Genomic DNA, 18,059 nt, shown 5'->3' with positions numbered 1-18,059 from the left:
TCCTGGGGTTATTTGACGGCGCCGGCGGAGAGGCCGGCGACGAGGTATCGCTGGACGAACATGAAGGCCAACACGACCGGGAGGGAGACGGTCACGGACGCGGCCATGAGCTCGTTCCAGAGCACGTCGGCCTCGCTTGAGTACGCCTGCAGGCCGATCGCGAGGGTGCGCGTCTCGTTGCTCGTGAGCACCGAGGCGAACAGGACCTCACTCCACGCCGTGATGAAGGAATACACCGCGACCGCGATGATGCCGGGACGGGCGACGGGGATGACGACGCGGAAGAGCGCGCCCATGCGCCCCGTGCCGTCGATCATCGCCGCCTCCTCGAGCGCCCCCGGGATCGCCTGGAAATAGCCCGTGAGCATCCAGATCGAGAACGGCAGCGTGAAGGTCATGTAGGTGATGATGAGGCCGAGATAGCTGCCGTTGAGCTGCAGCCCGATCGTCCGCTGGATCTGCGTGAAGATGAGGAACAGCGGCAGGAGGAACAGGATCCCGGGGAACATCTGCGTCGACAGGATCACGAGGCTGAACTGCCGCTTCCCGCGGAAGGTGAACCGCGCAAGGGCGTACGAGGCGAACAGCGACACCGTGACCGAGAAGACGGTCGCCGTGGTCGTGACGATGATCGAGTTCACGAAGTAGTCCGCGAGCGGGACCGTCGACCACATGTCGATGTACGGCTGGATCGTGAGCGAGCTCGGCCAGAGCGTGCGCACGTCCTCCAGGGGCTTCAGCGACGTCGACACCATGACCCACAGGGGCACGAGGACGAACAGGGACAGGAACGTCAGGACGACGACCCGGGTGATCTGAAAACCGCGTGTCTCACGCATCGTTCGAGTCCGTTCCCTTCGGGAAGACGAGTCGGATGTAGAAGATCGACACCACGAGCAGCGCCAGGAGCAGCAGGGCGCTCATGGCGGCGCCGGCGCCGAAGTCCCAGTTCTGGAAGGAGTTCTGGTAGATCAGCGGCGACACGAGCAGGGCCGGATCCGGCGACGACGGGCCGAACAGGACGTAGGGGATGTTGAACTGGTTGAACATCCACAGGCCGAGCATGAGCAGGAGCGCCGCGTTCGCCGGGCGGATCATCGGCAGCGTGATGCTGACGAACTGCTTCCACGGACCCGCGCCGTCGATCGACGCCGCCTCGTACACCTCGTCGGGCACGTTCTGGAGCGCGGCCATGAGCATAAGGAAGGCGAACGGCCAATAGGACCACACGCTCACGATGACGAGCACGAAGAACGCGTTGTCGCCGATGAGCCAGAAGGTCCGGTCCCCGCTCGCCCCGAAGACGTCGAAGATCAGCTGATTGACGACCCCGTCGCGCTGGTTGAACATGAACGCCCACGCGATGCAGCCCACGTAGAGCGGGACCGCGTACGGTACGAGGAAGAGGGTGCGCAGCAGCCCCTGGCCGCGGAACTTCTTCTGCAGGAAGACGGCACCCGCCATCGCGAGGGCCCACGAGAACGCGAGCACGAGCACGACGTACAGCGCCGTGCGCCCGAGGGTGTCGAAGAACTGGGATCCGAGGGCCGACGTCGGCTCAAGCGACCGGGCGAAGTTGTCGAACCAGATGAACGGCGCACTCAGCCAGTTGCGGAGCGTCCGCTGGTCGAGCTCGATGAACGCGATGTAGAGGCCCAACACCATCGGGATGATGTGGATGAGTAGCTCGAGGAGAGCGGCCGGGACGATGAGGGCGTAGGCGAGGCGCCTGTCCTTGCGTCCCTGCACGCCGCGGTACTTGCGCCCCGCGGTGTGAACGGTGGTCGTGGTGGCATCGGTCATGCGGATCCTCCGATCCCGCCGACCGGGCCGCCCGCCCGGCGGGCGGCCCGGATCAGGCGGTTCAGCGCAGCTGCGCCGCCGCTTCCTGGAGGCGTCCGGCGACGTCCGGATCCTCGCCGAGCGCCGCGGCCTGGAACATCTCGCGCACGGCATTGCCGATGCCCGCCTCGATCTCGCCGATGTTCGGCACCATCGGGAACGGCTCCGAGTGGTTCTCCTGGATGTTGCGGCGCACCTCCAGCAGCTCGGGGTCGACCTCCTGGTAGACCGCCTCCTCGTAGCCGTCGGTCACGACGGGCAGCTTCGAGAAGCCCGCGCTCGTGGTCGCGTTCCACTCGGGGCTCGTGAGGAACTCGATGAAGTCGAACGCCTGCTCCTTGTTCGGGGAGTCCTCGAGCACGGTGATGTCGGTCCCGGCGACCATCGACATGACGGGCTCGCCGCCCTCCATGACGGGCATGTCGGCGATGCCCCAGTCGGTGAAGCCGCGGTTGTCGAACTGCTCGATGGGGTTCTGCTGGAACGCCATCGCGGCGCGGCCGTTGATGAGCTGGTCGACGCTGTCGGCGTTCTGGTCGAACTCGGCGTCGTTCGGCGGCATCACCTCCTGGTCGCTCATGAGCCCGACGACGGCCTCGACGGCCTCGGTCATCTCGGGGCTGTCGATCGTGACCTCGCCCGCGTCGTCGACGAAGGATCCGCCGTTCTGCGCGCCGAAGATAAACGAGAGATGGGCGTTGCCGGTGGCCGCGCCCGTCGGGAAGGTGAAGCCGTACTGGTCGGTCGAGCCGTCGCCGTCTGTGTCGACGGTGAGCTCCTCGGCGAGCGAGACGAACTCGTCCCACGTCGCGGGCGGCGTCGCGCCGGCCTCCTCGAAGATCGGGACGTTGTAGTAGAGCGAGTACAGGGTCGAGTGCAGCGGCACCGCCGTGTGCGTCTCGCCGGGCACCTGCGCCGCGTCCCAGACCGCGGGCACGAAGCGGTCGCTGCCGCCCATCCACTCGAGGTTCTCGCCGTCGACCTCGGCGAGCGCGCCGGTGTCGTGCAGCGACGCGACCCAGGTCGTGCCGATGCTCAGGACGTCGGGGCCGGTGCCCGAGCTGACCGCGGTGAGGATCTTGTTGTAGAGGTCCGTCCACGGGACGACCTCCATCTCGACGGAGATCCCCGTCTCCTCCTCGAAGGCGTCGATCGCCGGCTGGTAGACGTCCTCCGTCGCCGAGATCGACGACGCCTCCTGCGTCGCCCACCACGTGATCGAGTCGCCGCCGCCGTCTGCCTGCCCGCTGCAGCCGGACAGCACGAGGGCGGTCGCGCCGATGGCGGCCGTCGTGCCTGCGAACCTCATTGTGCGCTTCATGCTGTGTTCTCCTTGTGTCATTCGCGTCATTGCGGATGGTCGGGGGGGGGCGGGCCGCGACGGGCGGCCCGCGGGGACGGCGTCAGCCCGCGAGCGGGCGCGCGCCGGCCAGGCCGCGCGTGATGCCGTCGAAGATGTCGCCGCGGAACTCGTCGAACTCGACGACGAGGAGCTCGGCGGCGGGTGCCGCGTCGATCACGCCGCCCCACTCGATGGATCCCTCGCCCACGGGAAGCTGGTCCTCGCGATCCGTGCTGAGGGATCCGTTCACCTCCGGCGCGTCCTTCACGTGCAGGAACCGCACGCGGTCGCCGAGGCGGCGCAGCAGGCCCGCGGCGTCGGTCTCGCCGCCGACGATGGCCCAGTAGACGTCGACCTCGAGGAGGACCTCCTCGGGGAGGCGGTCGGCGAGCGCCTCGAGGGCCGTCGCGCCGTCGATGTGCGACTCGGTCTCCCACCAGTGGTTGTGGTAGCCGATGCGCATCCCGCGCTCGCGCGCGATGTCGCTGAGGTCGGCGAGCCGGTCCGCCGTGCGGGCGATGTCGGAGGCGGTCGCCCAGCGCTCCGCCGGAACCATGGGGTCGATGAGGGTCCGGACGCCGAGCTCGGCGGCGAGATCGATGAGCTCCTCGGCGTTGTCGCCCTCGACGAGCCGCGCGTGCGCGGTGGGCGACGCGAGGCCGTGGGCGGCGAGGCCCGCCCGGAGCGGAGCGTGCCATTCGGCGAAGTTGTAGAGCTCGACGAAGCGGAAGCCGATCTCGGCGACGCGCTCGAGCGTGCGATCGATGTCCTGGGACATCGCGTTGCGAACGGAATACAGCTGGAGCGCCACGTCGCGCGTCATAAGGTCCTCGTTCCTGGTCCCCTGCCGGCGCCCTCGTTGATGCCGACAGAGGGACGCTAACAGCGGTTCTGTCGACACACAAGCAAAAGTTTTATTTGTTGACGCTCAAGTGTGCTGCCCGCCGCGAGAACATAGGATGCAGGCGGAGGACCGCATGACCGACGCCGACGACGACGCCCCGACGGGCCCGCTCCCCGTGACACCGGGGGAGCTCTTTCAGCGCTTCCGCGACGCCGCGCCGCGCACGCGCGCGGAGGTCGCGCGGTCGACCGGCCTGGGGCGCGCCGCGGCCTCGGCGCGGATCGACGCGCTCGTCGCCGACGGGCTCCTCGCCCCCGGCGCTGCCGCGACCTCGACGGGAGGCCGGCCGCCGCGCACCCTGCGCTTTCGCCGCGAGGCGGGCGCGGTCCTCGCGATCGACCTCGGCGCGCGCCACGCGTCGGTCGCCGTGTGCGACCTCGCGGGCGAGCCGCTCGCGACCCGCGCGCTCGACATCGACATCGCGGCCGGCCCCGCCGCCTGCCTCGGGCGCGCGCTCGACGCGGCGCGCGGGCTCCTCGCGGAGACTCCGTACGGCGTGGGCGACGTGTGGGGGGCGGGCATCGGGATCCCCGGCCCGGTCGCGCACTCCACGGGGCGCCCCGTCAATCCGCCCATCATGCCCGGCTGGGACCAGCACGACATTCCCGGCGACGTCGCCCAGCGGTGGAGCGAGGACGCGCTCACAGCCGACATGGTGCTCGTCGACAACGACGTGAACCTCCTCGCCCTCGGCGAGCAGGTGGCGCGGGCGAGCGACACGGCGGATCTCGTGTACGTCAAGGTCGCCACGGGCATCGGCGCGGGCATCATCGCGGGCGGCGCGCTCCAGCGCGGGGCGCTCGGATCCGCCGGGGACCTCGGGCACATCCACGTTCAGCTCCCCGACACGGCCCTGACGCGCGCCGGCGAGGACCGCGAGCTCGAAGACGTCGCCAGCGGCGCCGCCCTCGCCCGGGCGCTCCGCGAGCGGGGCGTGAAGGCCGAGACGAGCGCCGACGCCATCCGGCTCGTCGCGGCGGGCGACCGCACCGCGGTCGAGCTCGCGCGCGACGCGGGCCGCATCGTCGGCGAGGCCGTCGCGATCGTCGTCAACCTCCTCGGGCCGTCCCTCGTGGTCGTGGGCGGCAGCCTGGGTCGCGCGTCGGACCACCTCATCGCCGGGATCCGTGAGGTCGTCTACCGCCGATCCATCCCGCTCGCGACGCAGCACCTCGCGATCGAGCCGTCCGTCGCGGGCGCCGCCGGCGGCGTGCGCGGGGCGGCCGTGATGATCCTGGACCACGTGCTCGCGGCCGAGCGGATCGACCGCCGGCTCGCGCGCTGACGCGCGGGCGTCAGGAAAAGTCGGCCGCGCGCAGCCACGCGGCCCAGTGCGCCTTCCAGGGCTCGACCCCCTCGGCCAGCAGCTTTTCGTGGGTCACGGTCAGGCGGGTCCGCTCCCCGGCCCGGTCCGCCGCGAAGGCGACGACGCCGAGGTCCTCGCCGGCGCGGACGGCCGCGAACCGCAGGCTCTTCGCGGTCGGGCGCGATCGCAGGGTCGTCTCGACCTCGCCGAGGAGGGCACTCCGCCGCGCATCGTCGAGGAGCGCCGCGCGGATCCGCTCCGGATCCACGTCGAGCGTCCGCGACCGCGACACCGTGAACGTGCCGTCGGGCATCTGCCCGGGGAGCCGCAGCCCGCGGATCCGCTCGTAACCGACCGTCACGGCCTGTGCCCACCACGCGTCGACGCCCTCACCGACGAGCCAGGCCGCGATCGCGGTGTGCCCGGCGCCGGGGCCCGGCCCCGCGTCGATGACCTCGGCCCACGCGTCCCACCCGCGCCCCGTCGCCGCGCGCAGGCGCGCCTCGTCCTGACCCGGATCCGCCGCCCACTCGCCCATGCGGCCACGGTATCGCGCGGGGTGCGGGGTGCATATGGGCGATGCGAACGCGGCCCGGCGCGGCCGGATCGCGCATACGCACCCTCCGGGTGCCCAGGAACGTGCATACGCGCGATCCGAACCCGGCTGGCTCCGCCCAGGTCGCACAAACGCACCCTCCCGGCGCCCCGGAACGTGCAGATGGACGATCCGGGTGTGGGCCGGCGCGGCCGGATCGCCCATATACACCCTCCCGGCCGGACCGACGTGCAAACGCGCGATCTGAGCGCGGCCGGATCCGCCCAGGTCGCTCAAACGCACCTTCCGGTCGCCCCGGAACGTGCAAATGGGCAATCCAAGCGTGGGCCGAGGTGGCCGGATCGCTCATATGCACGGTCCGGCACCTCACGAACATGCGTACGCGCGATCAGAACGCAGGCCGGCGCACCCAGGTCGCGCAAACGCACCCTCCAGTCGCCCCGGAACGTGCATATGCGCGATCCGAACGCGGGCCGGCGCGGCCAGGTCGCGCAAACGCACCGTCCGGGAGCCCACGAACGTGCATACGCGCGACACGAACGCGGGCGGATCCCTCCGGATCGCGCAATCGCACACGCCCCCACGGCGAGGGGCCGGGGGGATCCGCGGATCCCTCCGGCCCCTCGGCCGAGCGACGCTCAGCCGGCCAGCGCCCCGTAGAGCTCCGGCGACGTGCGCGCGCCGGTCGCCTGCTCGAACGCGTAGGTGAGCCCGAGCAGCGTGCCCTCGTCGAAGTCGCGCCCGAGCCACTCGAGGTTCACGCCGGCGTTCGCCGTCGTACCGTCCTCGGGGATCGAAACCCCCATCGGCACCGTCACGGCCGGGAGGCCCGTATTCGGGCTGAGGCGCAGGTTGCGCCCGATAGTGCCATACGTGGATCCGCTGGGGTACACGAGCGCGTCGACGTCGTATTCGTCGAGCAGCGCCTGCACGTCGACCTTGCCCTGGGCGAGCACGGCGGTGTGGCTGTCCATCCATGCCTCGTACTGCTCCTCGGTCACGGCGGCGCGCGTCTCGTACGTGCCCTGGCGGCTCACGACGAAGTGCCCCGTGTCGATGATGGCGTCGAGCGAGCGCGCCGCCACGTCCTCGGACAGGTGGTTCTCGATGTAGATGTCGAGGTCGTGGCGGAACTCGTTGGTGGAGCCGCTGCCCTCGGCGAGGAGGCCGGCGAACCACTCGGGCTCGTCGATCGGCACGACCTCGCCGCCGAGGCCCTCGATCGTGGCCTGCGCGTCGGTCCAGACGCGCTCGACGGTCGCGTTCGGCGTCGGGCTCCATTGGCTCGTCGTGTCGAACATCGAGCCGATGTAGCCGATGCGCGCGCCGGCGAGCGCGTCCTCGTCGAGAAACTCCGTGTAGGACTCCGGGACGAGGCCCTCCTGCGCCGCGGTCGCGGGGTCCGCCTCGTCGATGCCGACCACCGCGTCGAGCGCGACGGCCGCGTCGAGGACGCTGCGGGCCATGGGCCCGCCCGTGTCCTGCGAGAGCGCCAGCGGGACGATCCCGTCGCGACTCGCGAGGCCGACGGTCGGGCGGATCCCGACGAGCTGGTTGTAGGACGACGGCACACGGATGGATCCACCCGTGTCGGTGCCGAACCCGATGCCGGCGAGGTTCGCGGCGATCGCCGCGCCCGTGCCGCCCGAGGATCCGCCCGCGGTCTGGTTCGTGTTGTAGGGGCTCGCCACGAGAACGGAGTCGCCGACCTCCTGGAAGGCGGAGAACTCCGACGCGAAGCCGTACGCGAACTCGTCGAGGCTCGCCTTGGCGACGATCACGGCGCCGTCCGCGCGCAGCCCCGAGACCATGAACGCGTCGGTCGCCGTCTGGTTATCGTTCCAGCAGCCGCACCCGGCGGTCGTCGGCATGTCGGCGGTGTCGTAGTTGTCCTTCATGGCGACGGGAACGCCGAGCAGCATGCTCGTCATGCCCTGATCCGCGCGGACCGCGTCGGCATCGGCCGCGGCGGCCAGCGCCGCGTCGTTGACCGAGATGATCGAGTGCAGCGGCCGGCCGCCCTCCTCGATGAGCGCCGTGTCGTAGGCCTCGATGCGGTCGAGGTACTGCGTCGTGATGTCGACCGAGGTGGTCGCGCCGGCGTTCATCGCGGCCTGCATGTCAACGACCGACGCCTCGAGCAGCTCGAAGGGACCATCGTCGTAGATCATGCGCTGCGACACCGCGGCGACGTCCGTGATCGTGAGGACCTCGTCGCCGTCCACGTCCGCCGTGGGAATCCAGCCAGCATCGCCCGGCTCCTGGCCGAGGGACTCCGCGACCAGGCGCACGTCGTCCGCGGTGACCTGACGATCGCCGGTCACGTCGAGCTCCGTGTAGTACGGCGCGAGGATGGCAGCCTCGGCGGCGGGCTCGGCCGCCGCGGCGGCGGGGAAGGCTCCCAGCGTGGCGACCGTGGTCAGGCCGGCGGCGGCAATCGCCGTGGCGCGTCGGGTACGGGATCCCATGTGGAGGCTCCTGGGGGTCGAAGAACGCATCGTGCGGCGGTCGGCGGTCATCGCTGCACCGCCCGTCGGCGAACGAGCAGCGTGGCGCCGAGCGCGAGGATGGCGACGCCGAGGCCGGCGGCGAGGATCCACGCGCCGCTGTCGCCGCCCGTCGCGAGAAGGTCGTCGGACGCGGCGGCCTCGTCGCCGGCGCTCGCGGCGCCGTCGTCGTCGGACCCCGACCCTGCGGGGGCCGCGGTCGGCGTCGGGGACGCCACGACGTCGTCCTCAGGATCCGGCTCCACGGTCGGCGGGACCTCGGCCGCGATCGCGATGCGGGCGCTCGCGCCTGCGTCGAGCGCGACAGTCTCGGTCGTCGAGCTCACGGCCGTGGCACCGGAGACGGTCACGGCGGCGTCACCGGCGGCCAGGGTCTCGAACTGCAGGCTCGCGAGCGTCAGCCCCTCCCCCTCGAGCCCGGGCGAGGTGCCCAGGCGGGTGTAGCTGACGGTCACCTCGCCGGCCGCCTCATCGACGACCCCGACGCCGCCGTCGGGCCAGGCCGCGCCGACGTAGTCGAGCAGCGCGGGATCGAAATCGACCGTGATCTCATAGGCGAACAGGTCGGTGGCGTCGCCGGTCACGTCGACGGCGATCTCCTCGCCGATCTCGGCGGAGGACACGGCCGCGACGGCGAGGCCGGTGACCTCAGGGGCGGCCGCGTACGCGGCGGGCGCCACCGCGACGGATCCGGCGACGAGCGCGCCGATGGCCAGAGCGGGCGCGAGGCGGCCACGGGGCACGAGCAGGGGTATGGACACGCGAGGAGGGTTCCCTTCGAGCAGGCGAGATCCGCGGGCGCGGGCATGCCGCGCGCGGATCGGGATGCTCGCACTCTGTCAGCGACAGGTTTCCTCGCCGGTCCTGTCAGTTTTCCAATGTGTTTCCTGTGCGCGGGAGCCACGAGCCTATGCACGCCCTGGCCTCGTCAACGCGCACATGGGCGACGCGCACGCCGACGGATCCGCCCAGGTCGCGCAATCCCACCCTCCTGGGGCCCGCCAAGGTGCATACGCGCGATCCGAGGGTGGCACGGGGCGGCCGGATCGCTCATATGCGCCCTCCGAGAGCTCACGAACGTGCATACGCGCGATCCGAACCCGGGCGAATCCCTCCAGGTCGCGCGAACGCACCCTCCCGGCGCCACGAACGTGCATATGCGCGACCCGAGCGCGGCCGGATCCGCCCAGGTCGCGCAAACGCACCCTCCCGGCGCGCCTCAGCCCGCGCGGTGCGCGAGGATCGCCGCGACGAGGGCGTCGGCGGTCTCGCGCTTGGTCCCGTCCACGTCGGCGACGACGGTGGCGCCCGCGCCGACGACGAGAAGGTGGTTGTCGTCCCGCTCGAAGCCGCGCGTCCAGCCGACCTCGTTCGCCGCGAGCAAATCGGCGCCCTTGCGGTCGAGCTTCGCGGCGGCGCGGTCGAGAAGGCTCTCCCCCGCCCGCGGGGTCTCGGCCGCGAAGCCCACGATCGTCTGGCCCGGCCGGCGGTCCGCCGCAAGGCCCGCGAGGATGTCGGGCGTCTCGACGAGCTCGAGGCGGAGGATGCCGTCGGCCGTCTCCTTCGTGAGCTTCGCGTCCGCGACCTCGACGGGCCGGTAATCGGCGACGGCGGCGGCCATCACGACGACGTCCGCGCGCGGCGCGTGCTCGTCGGCGGCGCGCTGCAGCTCGTCGGTCGTCGATACCTGGACGACGCGGATCCGCGCCTCTCCGGTCACGCGCGCGAGCACCTCGGCCCCGACGTTCGCGGCCACGAGCGTGACCGATGCGCCCCGCCGCGCGGCGGCGCGGGCCACCTCGATGCCCTGGCGCCCGCTCGAGCGGTTGCCGAGGAAGCGCACGGGGTCGAGCGGCTCGCGCGTGCCGCCCGCGGCGACGAACCACTCCTGCCCGCCGGCGCCGGCGGATCCGCCGGATAGCTCCCGGACCGCGACCGCGTGGATGTCCTCCGGCTCGGCCATGCGCCCCGGCCCGCTGTCACCGCCCGTCAGCTCACCCGACACGGGCCCCACCATGTGGATCCCGCGCGAGGTCAGGGTGTCGACGTTCGCCTGCGTCGCGGGGTGCTGCCACATCTCGGTGTGCATGGCCGGCGCGATCACGACGGGGGCGCTCGTCGCGAGCAGCGTCGTGCCGAGGAGATCGTCCGCGAGGCCGGCGGCCATGCGCGCGATCGTGTGCGCCGTGGCGGGAGCCACGACGACCAGATCGGCCCGCTGGCCGAGCGCGACGTGGCGCACCTGGGCGACGTCCTCGTGCACGCTCGTCGTCACGGGGTGGCGGCTGATGGCCTCCCACGTCGGCGCGCCCACGAAGCGCAGCGCGGCCTCGGTCGGCACGACGTGCACCTCGTGCCCGTCCTTCACGAGCAGCCGCACCAGCTGCACCGACTTGTACGCGGCGATCCCGCCCGTGACCCCGACGACGACGAACATGCCCCCATCCTCTCAGCACACTCCCGCGCGCGGGCGGCGAGAATCGCAACGTCCCCTCGTCGCCCCACCCAGGAGCCGATCCCATGTGCACCGTCGTCTTCCGCGTCTCCGCCGATCCGGGCGCCCCCATCGACCTGCTCGCAGTGCGGGACGAGGATCCGGCCCGCCCCTGGGACCGGCTCGGCGCGTCGTGGCCCGAGCTGCCCGCGGTCGTGGGTGTGAAGGACCGCAGGGCGGGAGGCGCGTGGCTCGCCGCGCGGCCGGACGCCGGCCGCGTCGCGGTCCTGCTGAACCGCGCGGGCGACCCGCCCGTCTCCCCCGAGCACATCGCGTCGCGCGGATCCGTGGCCCTCGACGCCGTGGCGGGTCACCCCCTGCGCGACCGCTCCCGGATGCGCGGCTTCAACCTCGTGACGGTGGCTGACGGATCCGCGAGCGTGCGCTCCTGGGACGGCGTGCGCGCGCGGGAGGCGGTCGCCGCGCCCGGAACGCACATGGTCGCGCACGACGACCTCGACGACCCGCGCAGCGCGCGCATCGCGGCGTGGCTGGGGGCGTTCGCCGACGCCGACACCGCGGACGGCGACGCCTGGTACGCCCCGTGGCTGGACGTGCTCGCGGAGACCGCCCTGCTCGACCCCGGCGACGACCGCGCGATCGTCCGGGACAACCGCCCGCACGGCGTCCCCACGCTGTCGACCCTCGCGTGCGTCGCCCGCGTGTGGCCTGATCGCGCCGACTTCCGCTACGCCGAGTTCCCCACGCCCGGCCGGTTCTCCCCGGTGCAGTTCGCGTGATGGGCTACGGCCACGCGATCTCGGGCGCGGCCGCCTGGATCGCCGTGACGACGACCGCGCCCGGCCTCGGCTGGGCGCCGCTCGATCCCGTGGGCGTGCTCGCGGGCGCGGCCGTGTGCGCGGGCGCCGCCCTGCTGCCGGACATCGACCACCCGTCGTCGACGATCGCGGCCGGCCTCCCCGGGGGCCGCGTCCTCGCGGGCACGGTCGGCACCGCCACGGGCGGCCACCGCGCGGGCATGCACTCGCTCGTCGCGCTCCTGGCCGCGACCTGCGCCGCGATCGCCCTGTCCTTGCTCACGTGGACCCCGGCGGCGCTCGGCGTCGAGCTCGCGGTCGGCCCGGCGATCGGGGCCGCGGCGTCGATCGCGATCGGAACGAAGTGCCTCCGCCTCGCTCGGGTCTGGTTCGCGGCCTGGCTCGTGGGCATCGCCGCCGCCGGCGGGCTGATGTGGTTCTTCCCGGACGAGTTCGGCTGGTTCGCGGCGTGCGTCGGCGTCGGGTACCTCGCGCACCTCGTCGGCGACACGCTGACGACGGGCGGGGTGCCGTGGCTGTGGCCGCTCATGCTGCGCCGGCCCGTCGCGTTCCGCCGCACGCTCCTGATCTCGCGGCTGTGGCCGCGCCGCGGATCCTTCGCCCTCCCCCTCCTCGGGAACGCCGGCTCCTGGCGCGAGTGGCTGCTCACCACGGGCCTCGCGGCCTACGCCCTGTGGGGAGCCGGCGCGCAGGTGGTCGAGCTCGCGGCGCCCGCGTTCGCCTGAGGGGCTACGGGGTGCGCGCGAGCCGCGACGCGACGAGCGGGAACACGAGCACCGTGACGGCGCCGCCCGTGACCATGACGGCGGCGGCCGTGTCCGAGATCAGCCCCTCCTGCGCGGCGATCTGGGTCACGGCGACGATGATCGGCAGGCCCGTCGACGCGTAGAGCCCGAGCGCGGCGCGCTGCCGCCACCCGGTGATGCCGGACCCCGTGTCTGACCAGGTCTCGCGGAGGAAAACGGGCAGCCCGCGCACGAGCGCGATGATCGCGACGAAGGCGAGGAGCATCGGCCAGGCGGCGAGCACCGCGCCGAGGTCGATCCCCATGCCGCTCGTGACGAAGAACACGGGGATGAGCACGCTGAAGCCCACGATCTCGACCTTGCGCGCAATGTCGTGCGCGTGGTCGGGGCCGACCGCCGACAGCGCCTGGTTCGCCAGCAGCCCCGCCGAGAAGGCGCCGAGCGCGACGTCGAGGTCGAGGACGGCGGTAAGGAGCATGAGGGACAGCAGGATCCACACCGTCAGGCGCAGGGTCGTCTGCATTGTCGAGTCGGCAGCCGCCCCGAACGCCCGGGCGAGGAGGGGGATCCGCCGAAACAGCCGACGCGGGATCGCGACGGTCACCACCGCGGCGAGCGCGAACCCGACGAGCACCGCGGCGGCCTGCCAGGTGCCGCGCGTCGAGAGCAGGAGCGACATCGCGACGATCGGCAGGAGCTCGCCGAAGGCGCCGTGCACCATCGTCGCGCGACCGAGCGGCGAGCCCATCGCGCCCGCGTCCTTGAGGATGGGCAGCAGCGTCCCGAGCGCGGTCGAGGTCGAGGCGATGCCGAGGACAATTGCCACCTCGACGTCGCCGGAGACGAGCACGAGGCCCGCGGCGGTTCCGAGGATCGCGCACACGATCCACGTGACGGCGGCGCGCCGCCCCTGCCTGCCGCGCATCTCCGACGTGTCCACCTCGAAGCCGGCCAAAAGGAACAGGAAGCCCATGCCGAGCTCCCGCAGGAACTCGACCGACTCGGTCTCCACGGCGAGCCCCAGCGCGTGGGGGCCGATGAGGACGCCGAAGGCGAGGAGCCAGACGACGTCCGGGATCACGCGCCGCGTCGCGATCGCCAGGACGGGACCGAGGAAGGCCGCGAGACCGATCCACCACATGGACAGAAGGTTCTCGACCAGGAGGGAGGTCTCGTGCATGAGCTGACGTTATCGTGCCCCGGGCGCCGGTGCCCGACAGGGGGGTGCCGCGGAACCCCCTGTCGCGAGCCCCGCGTGCGCGTCGCCGTGGCACGCTATGTGCGGGCGGGAATCCCCGCCCTTTATCGCGACGACCGGAGAGACCCCATGCTCACTGTCACTGCATACGGCGCGAACAGCGCCACCTCCCCCCTCGAGCCCCTCACGATCGAGCGCCGCGACGTCGGCCCGCGCGACGTGCTCATCGCGATCCGCTACGCCGGCATCTGCCACAGCGACATTCACACGATCCGCGAGGAGTGGGGCCCGATCTCCTTCCCGCAGGTCGTCGGCCACGAGATCGTCGGCGAGGTCGTCGAGGTCGGTTCCGAGGTCACCGCGCACGCCGTGGGCGACCGCGTCGGCGTCGGCTGCATGGTGAACTCGTGCGGCGAGTGCGCCCAGTGCCTCGCGGGCGACGAGCACAACTGCGAGAAGGGCAACACGCAGACCTACGGATCCGTCGACCGCGACGGCACGATCACGCAGGGCGGCTACTCGACGCACGTCGTCGTCGACGAGCACTTCGTCCTGAAGGTCCCCGAGTCGATCCCCTACGAGGCCGCGGCTCCCCTCCTCTGCGCCGGCATCACGACCTACTCGCCGCTCGCCCGCTGGGGCGCCGGCCCGGAGAAGAAGGTCGCCGTCGTCGGCATGGGCGGACTCGGCCACATGGCCGTGAAGATCGCCGTCGCGATGGGCGCCGACGTCACGGTGCTCTCGCGCACCGACGCGAAGCGCGAGGACGCCCTCGCCTTCGGGGCGTCGCAGCACGTCGCGACGGGCGAGGAGGGCGCGCTCGCCGGGCTGGCCGGCACGTTCGACCTCATCATCAACACCGTGAGCGCGGCGCTCGACATGAACGCCTACCTCGCGACGCTGCGCCCGAAGGGCACGCTCGTCAACGTCGGCGCCCCGCCCGAGGCCCTGCCGATCCAGGTGTTCTCGCTCATCATGGGCGGGCGCTCCTTCGCCGGATCCAACATCGGATCCATCCGCGAGACGCAGGACATGCTCGACTTCTGCGCGGAGCAGGGCATCGCCCCCGAGGTCGAGGTCATCAGCGCGGACGCGATCAACGACGCGTACGAGCGGGTCATCGCGGGCGACGTCCGCTACCGCTTCGTGATCGACACGGCCACGCTGTAACCCACCCGGGCCGCTCCTCCCGCTACGCCGCGTCCGCGTAGCGGGAGGCGGCCGCGGCGACGCGCTGCTGGTAGTCCAGCGTGTCGTTGTACGAGCGCACGGCGCGGATCCACGCCTCCTCCGTGTCGAGGGTCCCGTCGAGGCGGCAGAGATAGCGCGCGGCGGTTCGTGCCGCGTCGTCGATGTTGTGCGGATCCGCCCCCGCCGACGCCCAGATGCGCCAGGTCTCAGGGATGAACTGCAGCGGCCCCACCGCGCGGTCCCACTCGGTGTCCCCGTCGAGCGCCCCGCCGTCGGTGTCCGGAATCGCCAGGGTCTCGTTCGTCCCGTCGAGCGGGATGCCGCGGATGTGCGGGCGGGCGACGCCGTCCGCGTCGATCGCGCCGCCCTGCAGCGTGCCGTGATGGCTCTCGACCCACCCGATCCCCGCCAGCGTGTTCCACCCGACCGCGCAGCCGAGCTCGCGGCGGGCCCACCTGTCGGCGTCGGCGTAGGCGGCGAGCGCGCGTTCCGGCATCCCCGTGGCACGCGCGGCCTCCGCCACCCACGCCTCGTCCCCCGCCTCGGCGGGGCGTGCGAAGGCGGGCCGCTCCGCTCCCGTGCCGCCCGCGGGGCGCACCTCGACCGGGCCCGGCGCGACGAGCGCGACGAGCCCCCACACCGCCAGCGCGCCGAGCGCGCCCACGCCGCCGAGGAGCGCGACCGCCCCGGCCGCGAGAACGAGTCCGCGCCGTTTCGCCATGGAACGATTCTCCCGGCGGCATCGGCGCCGGGCGCCGCGAGCGGGTCCGCGGGCCGCCTTTCGCGGGCTGTTCCCAGGCGGAGCGCACACGCCGGGCATAGCCGCGCGCGCCTATCCTGGGCTCCACCGACCGCCCGACGAACGGATCCGCCGATGCGCACGACCCCCGGCACGCGCCACGACCCGATAGCCCCCGGCGCGCGCCTCGTGCACATCGGGATGCCGAAGACCGGCACGACCGCGCTGCAGACGACGGCGGCCCGGCGCCGCGCCGCGCTCCGGGCCGAGGGCGTGCTCTACCCGGGCGACGACATCAACCACCGCGCCGGGCTTCTCGCAAAGCTCGGCGTCGTGTGGGGCTGGGGGGAGGGATCCGCCGTGCCGGACCGCCGGCACTGGGACGCGCTCGCGCGGGAGATCCGGGGCGCCAGCGGGGACCGCGTGTGGCTCGACCACGAGTTCTGCGCGACGGCGAACGCGAGCCGGATATCCGAGCTCGTCGAGGACCTCGGCGGGCCCGTCCACGTGGTCGTCACCCTGCGCGGCACGGCCTCCCTGCTGGCGTCCTCCTGGCAGCAGTACCTGAAGTCGGGCCTCGCGATGCCGTTCGACGCGTGGCTCCGGGCCGTCCTCGACGGGCCGACGGGGGTCGAGGGCGTCACGCCGAGCTTCCGGCGCCGCACGAACGTCGCCGGCGTCATCGACCGCTGGGCCGCGGTCGTCGGGGCGGATCGCGTGACGGCGATCGTGCTCGACGGCGACGATCGCGCGCGCGTTCCCGAGACCTTCGAGGACATGCTCGGCTTGTCCCGCGGCGCCCTCGACGCCGAGCCGGACGACTTCGCCCAGAACCGCAGCTTCTCGTGGGAGGAGGCCGACCTCGTGCTGCGCGTCAACGCCGCGATCGAGGCCGGGGGTGGCCTCCCCTGGCGCGACTACGCGCGCGCACTGCGGCACGGATCCGTCGCCCGCCTCCTCCACGCCCACTCCCCCGGGCCGAGCGAAACGCGGATCCTGCCGCCCGCCTGGGCGGTCGAGCGCTCCCAGCAGATCGCGTGGGATCAGGCCGAGCGCATCCGCGCCGCGGGCGTCCGCGTCGTCGGCGACGTCGACCAGCTCGCGGCACCCGTCCCCTCGGCCGAGCTGCTCCGGCCGGAGTCGATCCCCGCCGCCGTCGCCGAGGCGGTGGCGGCGGGGGCCGTTTCGTCGACCGCGGGCCGGGGGTGGGATTTCCGCGCGCCCGAGGCCGGCGCGACGGGCGAGGGATCCGTGCGCGCCGCGACGGCGCAGATCCGCACGCGCGAGCTCGCGGAAGAGCTCGCGCGCCGGATCCGCGTCGCGGTGCGGGCGCGGCTGCGCCGGTAGCGGTCAGCGCGCGGAGACGAGGATCTTCGCGCCGCTGCCGCCGCGCAGCGAGGCGATCGCGCCCACGACGTCGTCGAGCCCGACCTTCTCGACCCACCCGGTCGTGTCGTACTTCCCGGCCGCCATCGCGTCGATGACCGCCGCGAAGTCGTCCTGCGTGTAGCCGAGGACGCCCTTCACCTCGGTCTCGCGCATGACGAGGGCGGTCGGGAGGAAGTCGACGGGGCGCTCGTGCAGCGCGACCACCACAAGGCGGCCGCCCTGCACGAGGCTCGCCACGCCCGCGGAGATCGCCGCGCCGACGCCGGCCGCGTCGAAGGCGGCGTCCACGCCCTCGCCGTTCGTCAGCTCGGCCACCGCGGCCGCGAGGTCGCCGGAGACCGGATCGACCGTCGTCGCCCCGAGGCGCTCGATGATCGCGCGCCGCTCAGCGCTCGGCTCCGAGACGAGGACGCGGTCAACGCCCTGGGCGCGCAGGGCGAACCATACGCCGATGCCGATGGGGCCCGCGCCCTGGACGAGCGCGGATCCGCCCGGCTCCACGCCGCTGTGCGTGACCGCGTGCCAGGCGACCGACATGGGCTCCACGAGCGCGCCCATCGTGAGGTCGACGCCCTCGGGCAGGCGGTGCACCTTCGCGGCATCGACCGTCGTGAACTCCGCCATCCCGCCGCCGTGGGACTGGATGCCGTGGAACGTGATCGTCGAGCACGCGTTGGGCATGCCGCGCCGGCACGCCGCGCACGTCCCGCAGTAATACACGGGCCACACCGCGACGTCGTCGCCGATCTCGAGGCCCTCGACGCCCTCGCCGAGCTCCACGACCGTGCCGGAGAACTCGTGGCCGAGGATCTGCGGCGGCATCGCGCCCGTGAGCGGGTGCGGCTGCGTCAGGTCGACGCCGGAGGCTTCGGGCGCGTAATAGATGTGCAGGTCGGATCCGCATATGCCCGCGAAGGCGTTGCGGAGCTTCACCTGGCCCGGGCCCGGCGACGGCTCCGGGACGTCCTCGATCCGGAGGTCTTCCTTCGCGTGGAACAGCGCAGCGCGCATCGGATGTCCTTTCGACGTGGTGACGGGCGATGGGGCCGCCCGCCTGATCCGATTC

The 18,059-nt window shown here is 72.7% G+C and carries 16 protein-coding genes; 5 read left to right on the top strand and 11 right to left on the bottom strand.

Annotated elements, in window-relative coordinates:
• Positions 1–8 precede the first annotated feature (8 nt).
• From G8E01_RS03850 to G8E01_RS03835, 4 genes are all read right to left on the bottom strand, one after another.
• A complete protein-coding gene (locus G8E01_RS03850; RefSeq protein ID WP_155047693.1) occupies positions 9–839 on the bottom strand; it encodes a carbohydrate ABC transporter permease in 831 nt (276 codons plus the stop codon).
• On the bottom strand, positions 832–1,803 hold the full coding sequence (locus G8E01_RS03845) for a carbohydrate ABC transporter permease (RefSeq protein WP_155047692.1): 972 nt from the start codon (positions 1,801–1,803) through the stop codon (positions 832–834). The genes G8E01_RS03850 and G8E01_RS03845 overlap by 8 nt, the downstream gene beginning before the upstream one ends.
• A gap of 61 nt (positions 1,804–1,864) precedes the next feature.
• A complete protein-coding gene (locus G8E01_RS03840; protein WP_166316107.1) occupies positions 1,865–3,163 on the bottom strand; it encodes an ABC transporter substrate-binding protein in 1,299 nt (432 codons plus the stop codon).
• Positions 3,164–3,245: 82 nt separating this feature from the next.
• On the bottom strand, positions 3,246–4,007 hold the full coding sequence (locus G8E01_RS03835) for a sugar phosphate isomerase/epimerase family protein (protein ID WP_166316104.1): 762 nt from the start codon (positions 4,005–4,007) through the stop codon (positions 3,246–3,248).
• 154 nt (positions 4,008–4,161) lie between these two features.
• Between G8E01_RS03835 and G8E01_RS03830 the strand changes: the two genes are divergently transcribed.
• Positions 4,162–5,373: an ROK family protein gene (locus tag G8E01_RS03830; protein ID WP_166316101.1), complete on the top strand. Its 1,212-nt coding sequence runs from the start codon at positions 4,162–4,164 to the stop codon at positions 5,371–5,373.
• A 10-nt stretch (positions 5,374–5,383) separates the two neighbouring features.
• On the opposite strand, the gene G8E01_RS03825 is transcribed toward G8E01_RS03830, so the two are convergent.
• The 4 genes from G8E01_RS03825 to coaBC form a co-directional block, all read right to left on the bottom strand.
• Positions 5,384–5,932 carry a hypothetical protein gene (locus tag G8E01_RS03825; RefSeq protein ID WP_166316098.1) on the bottom strand — a complete coding sequence of 183 codons (549 nt, stop codon included), beginning with the start codon at positions 5,930–5,932 and terminating at the stop codon, positions 5,384–5,386.
• 656 nt (positions 5,933–6,588) lie between these two features.
• Entirely contained in the window at positions 6,589–8,418 is a 1,830-nt protein-coding gene (locus G8E01_RS03820; protein ID WP_166316095.1) for an amidase family protein, read from the bottom strand.
• A 47-nt stretch (positions 8,419–8,465) separates the two neighbouring features.
• Complete coding sequence (locus tag G8E01_RS03815) at positions 8,466–9,218, bottom strand: cohesin domain-containing protein (protein WP_166316092.1); 753 nt, start codon at positions 9,216–9,218, stop codon at positions 8,466–8,468.
• Between the two features lie 458 nt (positions 9,219–9,676).
• Positions 9,677–10,894, bottom strand: a complete 1,218-nt coding sequence (gene coaBC / locus G8E01_RS03810) for a bifunctional phosphopantothenoylcysteine decarboxylase/phosphopantothenate--cysteine ligase CoaBC (protein ID WP_166316089.1) — start codon at positions 10,892–10,894, stop codon at positions 9,677–9,679.
• Positions 10,895–10,977: 83 nt separating this feature from the next.
• Between coaBC and G8E01_RS03805 the strand changes: the two genes are divergently transcribed.
• Positions 10,978–11,691 carry an NRDE family protein gene (locus tag G8E01_RS03805; RefSeq protein WP_166316086.1) on the top strand — a complete coding sequence of 238 codons (714 nt, stop codon included), beginning with the start codon at positions 10,978–10,980 and terminating at the stop codon, positions 11,689–11,691.
• On the top strand, positions 11,691–12,455 hold the full coding sequence (locus G8E01_RS03800) for a metal-dependent hydrolase (protein ID WP_166316083.1): 765 nt from the start codon (positions 11,691–11,693) through the stop codon (positions 12,453–12,455). The genes G8E01_RS03805 and G8E01_RS03800 overlap by 1 nt, the downstream gene beginning before the upstream one ends.
• A gap of 4 nt (positions 12,456–12,459) precedes the next feature.
• On the opposite strand, the gene G8E01_RS03795 is transcribed toward G8E01_RS03800, so the two are convergent.
• Positions 12,460–13,656, bottom strand: a complete 1,197-nt coding sequence (locus G8E01_RS03795; protein WP_166316080.1) for a cation:proton antiporter — start codon at positions 13,654–13,656, stop codon at positions 12,460–12,462.
• Positions 13,657–13,803: 147 nt separating this feature from the next.
• On the opposite strand from G8E01_RS03795, the gene G8E01_RS03790 reads away from it, so the two are divergent.
• Complete coding sequence (locus tag G8E01_RS03790) at positions 13,804–14,844, top strand: NAD(P)-dependent alcohol dehydrogenase (protein WP_166316077.1); 1,041 nt, start codon at positions 13,804–13,806, stop codon at positions 14,842–14,844.
• Between the two features lie 22 nt (positions 14,845–14,866).
• Here the strand turns inward: G8E01_RS03790 and G8E01_RS03785 are convergent, their stop codons facing one another.
• Positions 14,867–15,586, bottom strand: coding sequence for a lysozyme family protein (locus G8E01_RS03785; protein WP_166316074.1), 720 nt, complete (start codon positions 15,584–15,586; stop codon positions 14,867–14,869).
• A gap of 153 nt (positions 15,587–15,739) precedes the next feature.
• Here G8E01_RS03785 and G8E01_RS03780 point away from each other — a divergent pair, with 153 nt between their 5' ends.
• Complete coding sequence (locus G8E01_RS03780) at positions 15,740–16,951, top strand: hypothetical protein (protein ID WP_166316071.1); 1,212 nt, start codon at positions 15,740–15,742, stop codon at positions 16,949–16,951.
• A 3-nt stretch (positions 16,952–16,954) separates the two neighbouring features.
• On the opposite strand, the gene G8E01_RS03775 is transcribed toward G8E01_RS03780, so the two are convergent.
• Positions 16,955–18,004 carry a 2,3-butanediol dehydrogenase gene (locus G8E01_RS03775; protein ID WP_166316068.1) on the bottom strand — a complete coding sequence of 350 codons (1,050 nt, stop codon included), beginning with the start codon at positions 18,002–18,004 and terminating at the stop codon, positions 16,955–16,957.
• Positions 18,005–18,059: the final 55 nt, after the last annotated feature.

This window comes from Microbacterium excoecariae (genome assembly GCF_011326725.1).
Taxonomy (GTDB): domain Bacteria; phylum Actinomycetota; class Actinomycetes; order Actinomycetales; family Microbacteriaceae; genus Microbacterium; species Microbacterium excoecariae.
This window is presented reverse-complemented; position numbering and strand designations above follow the sequence as displayed.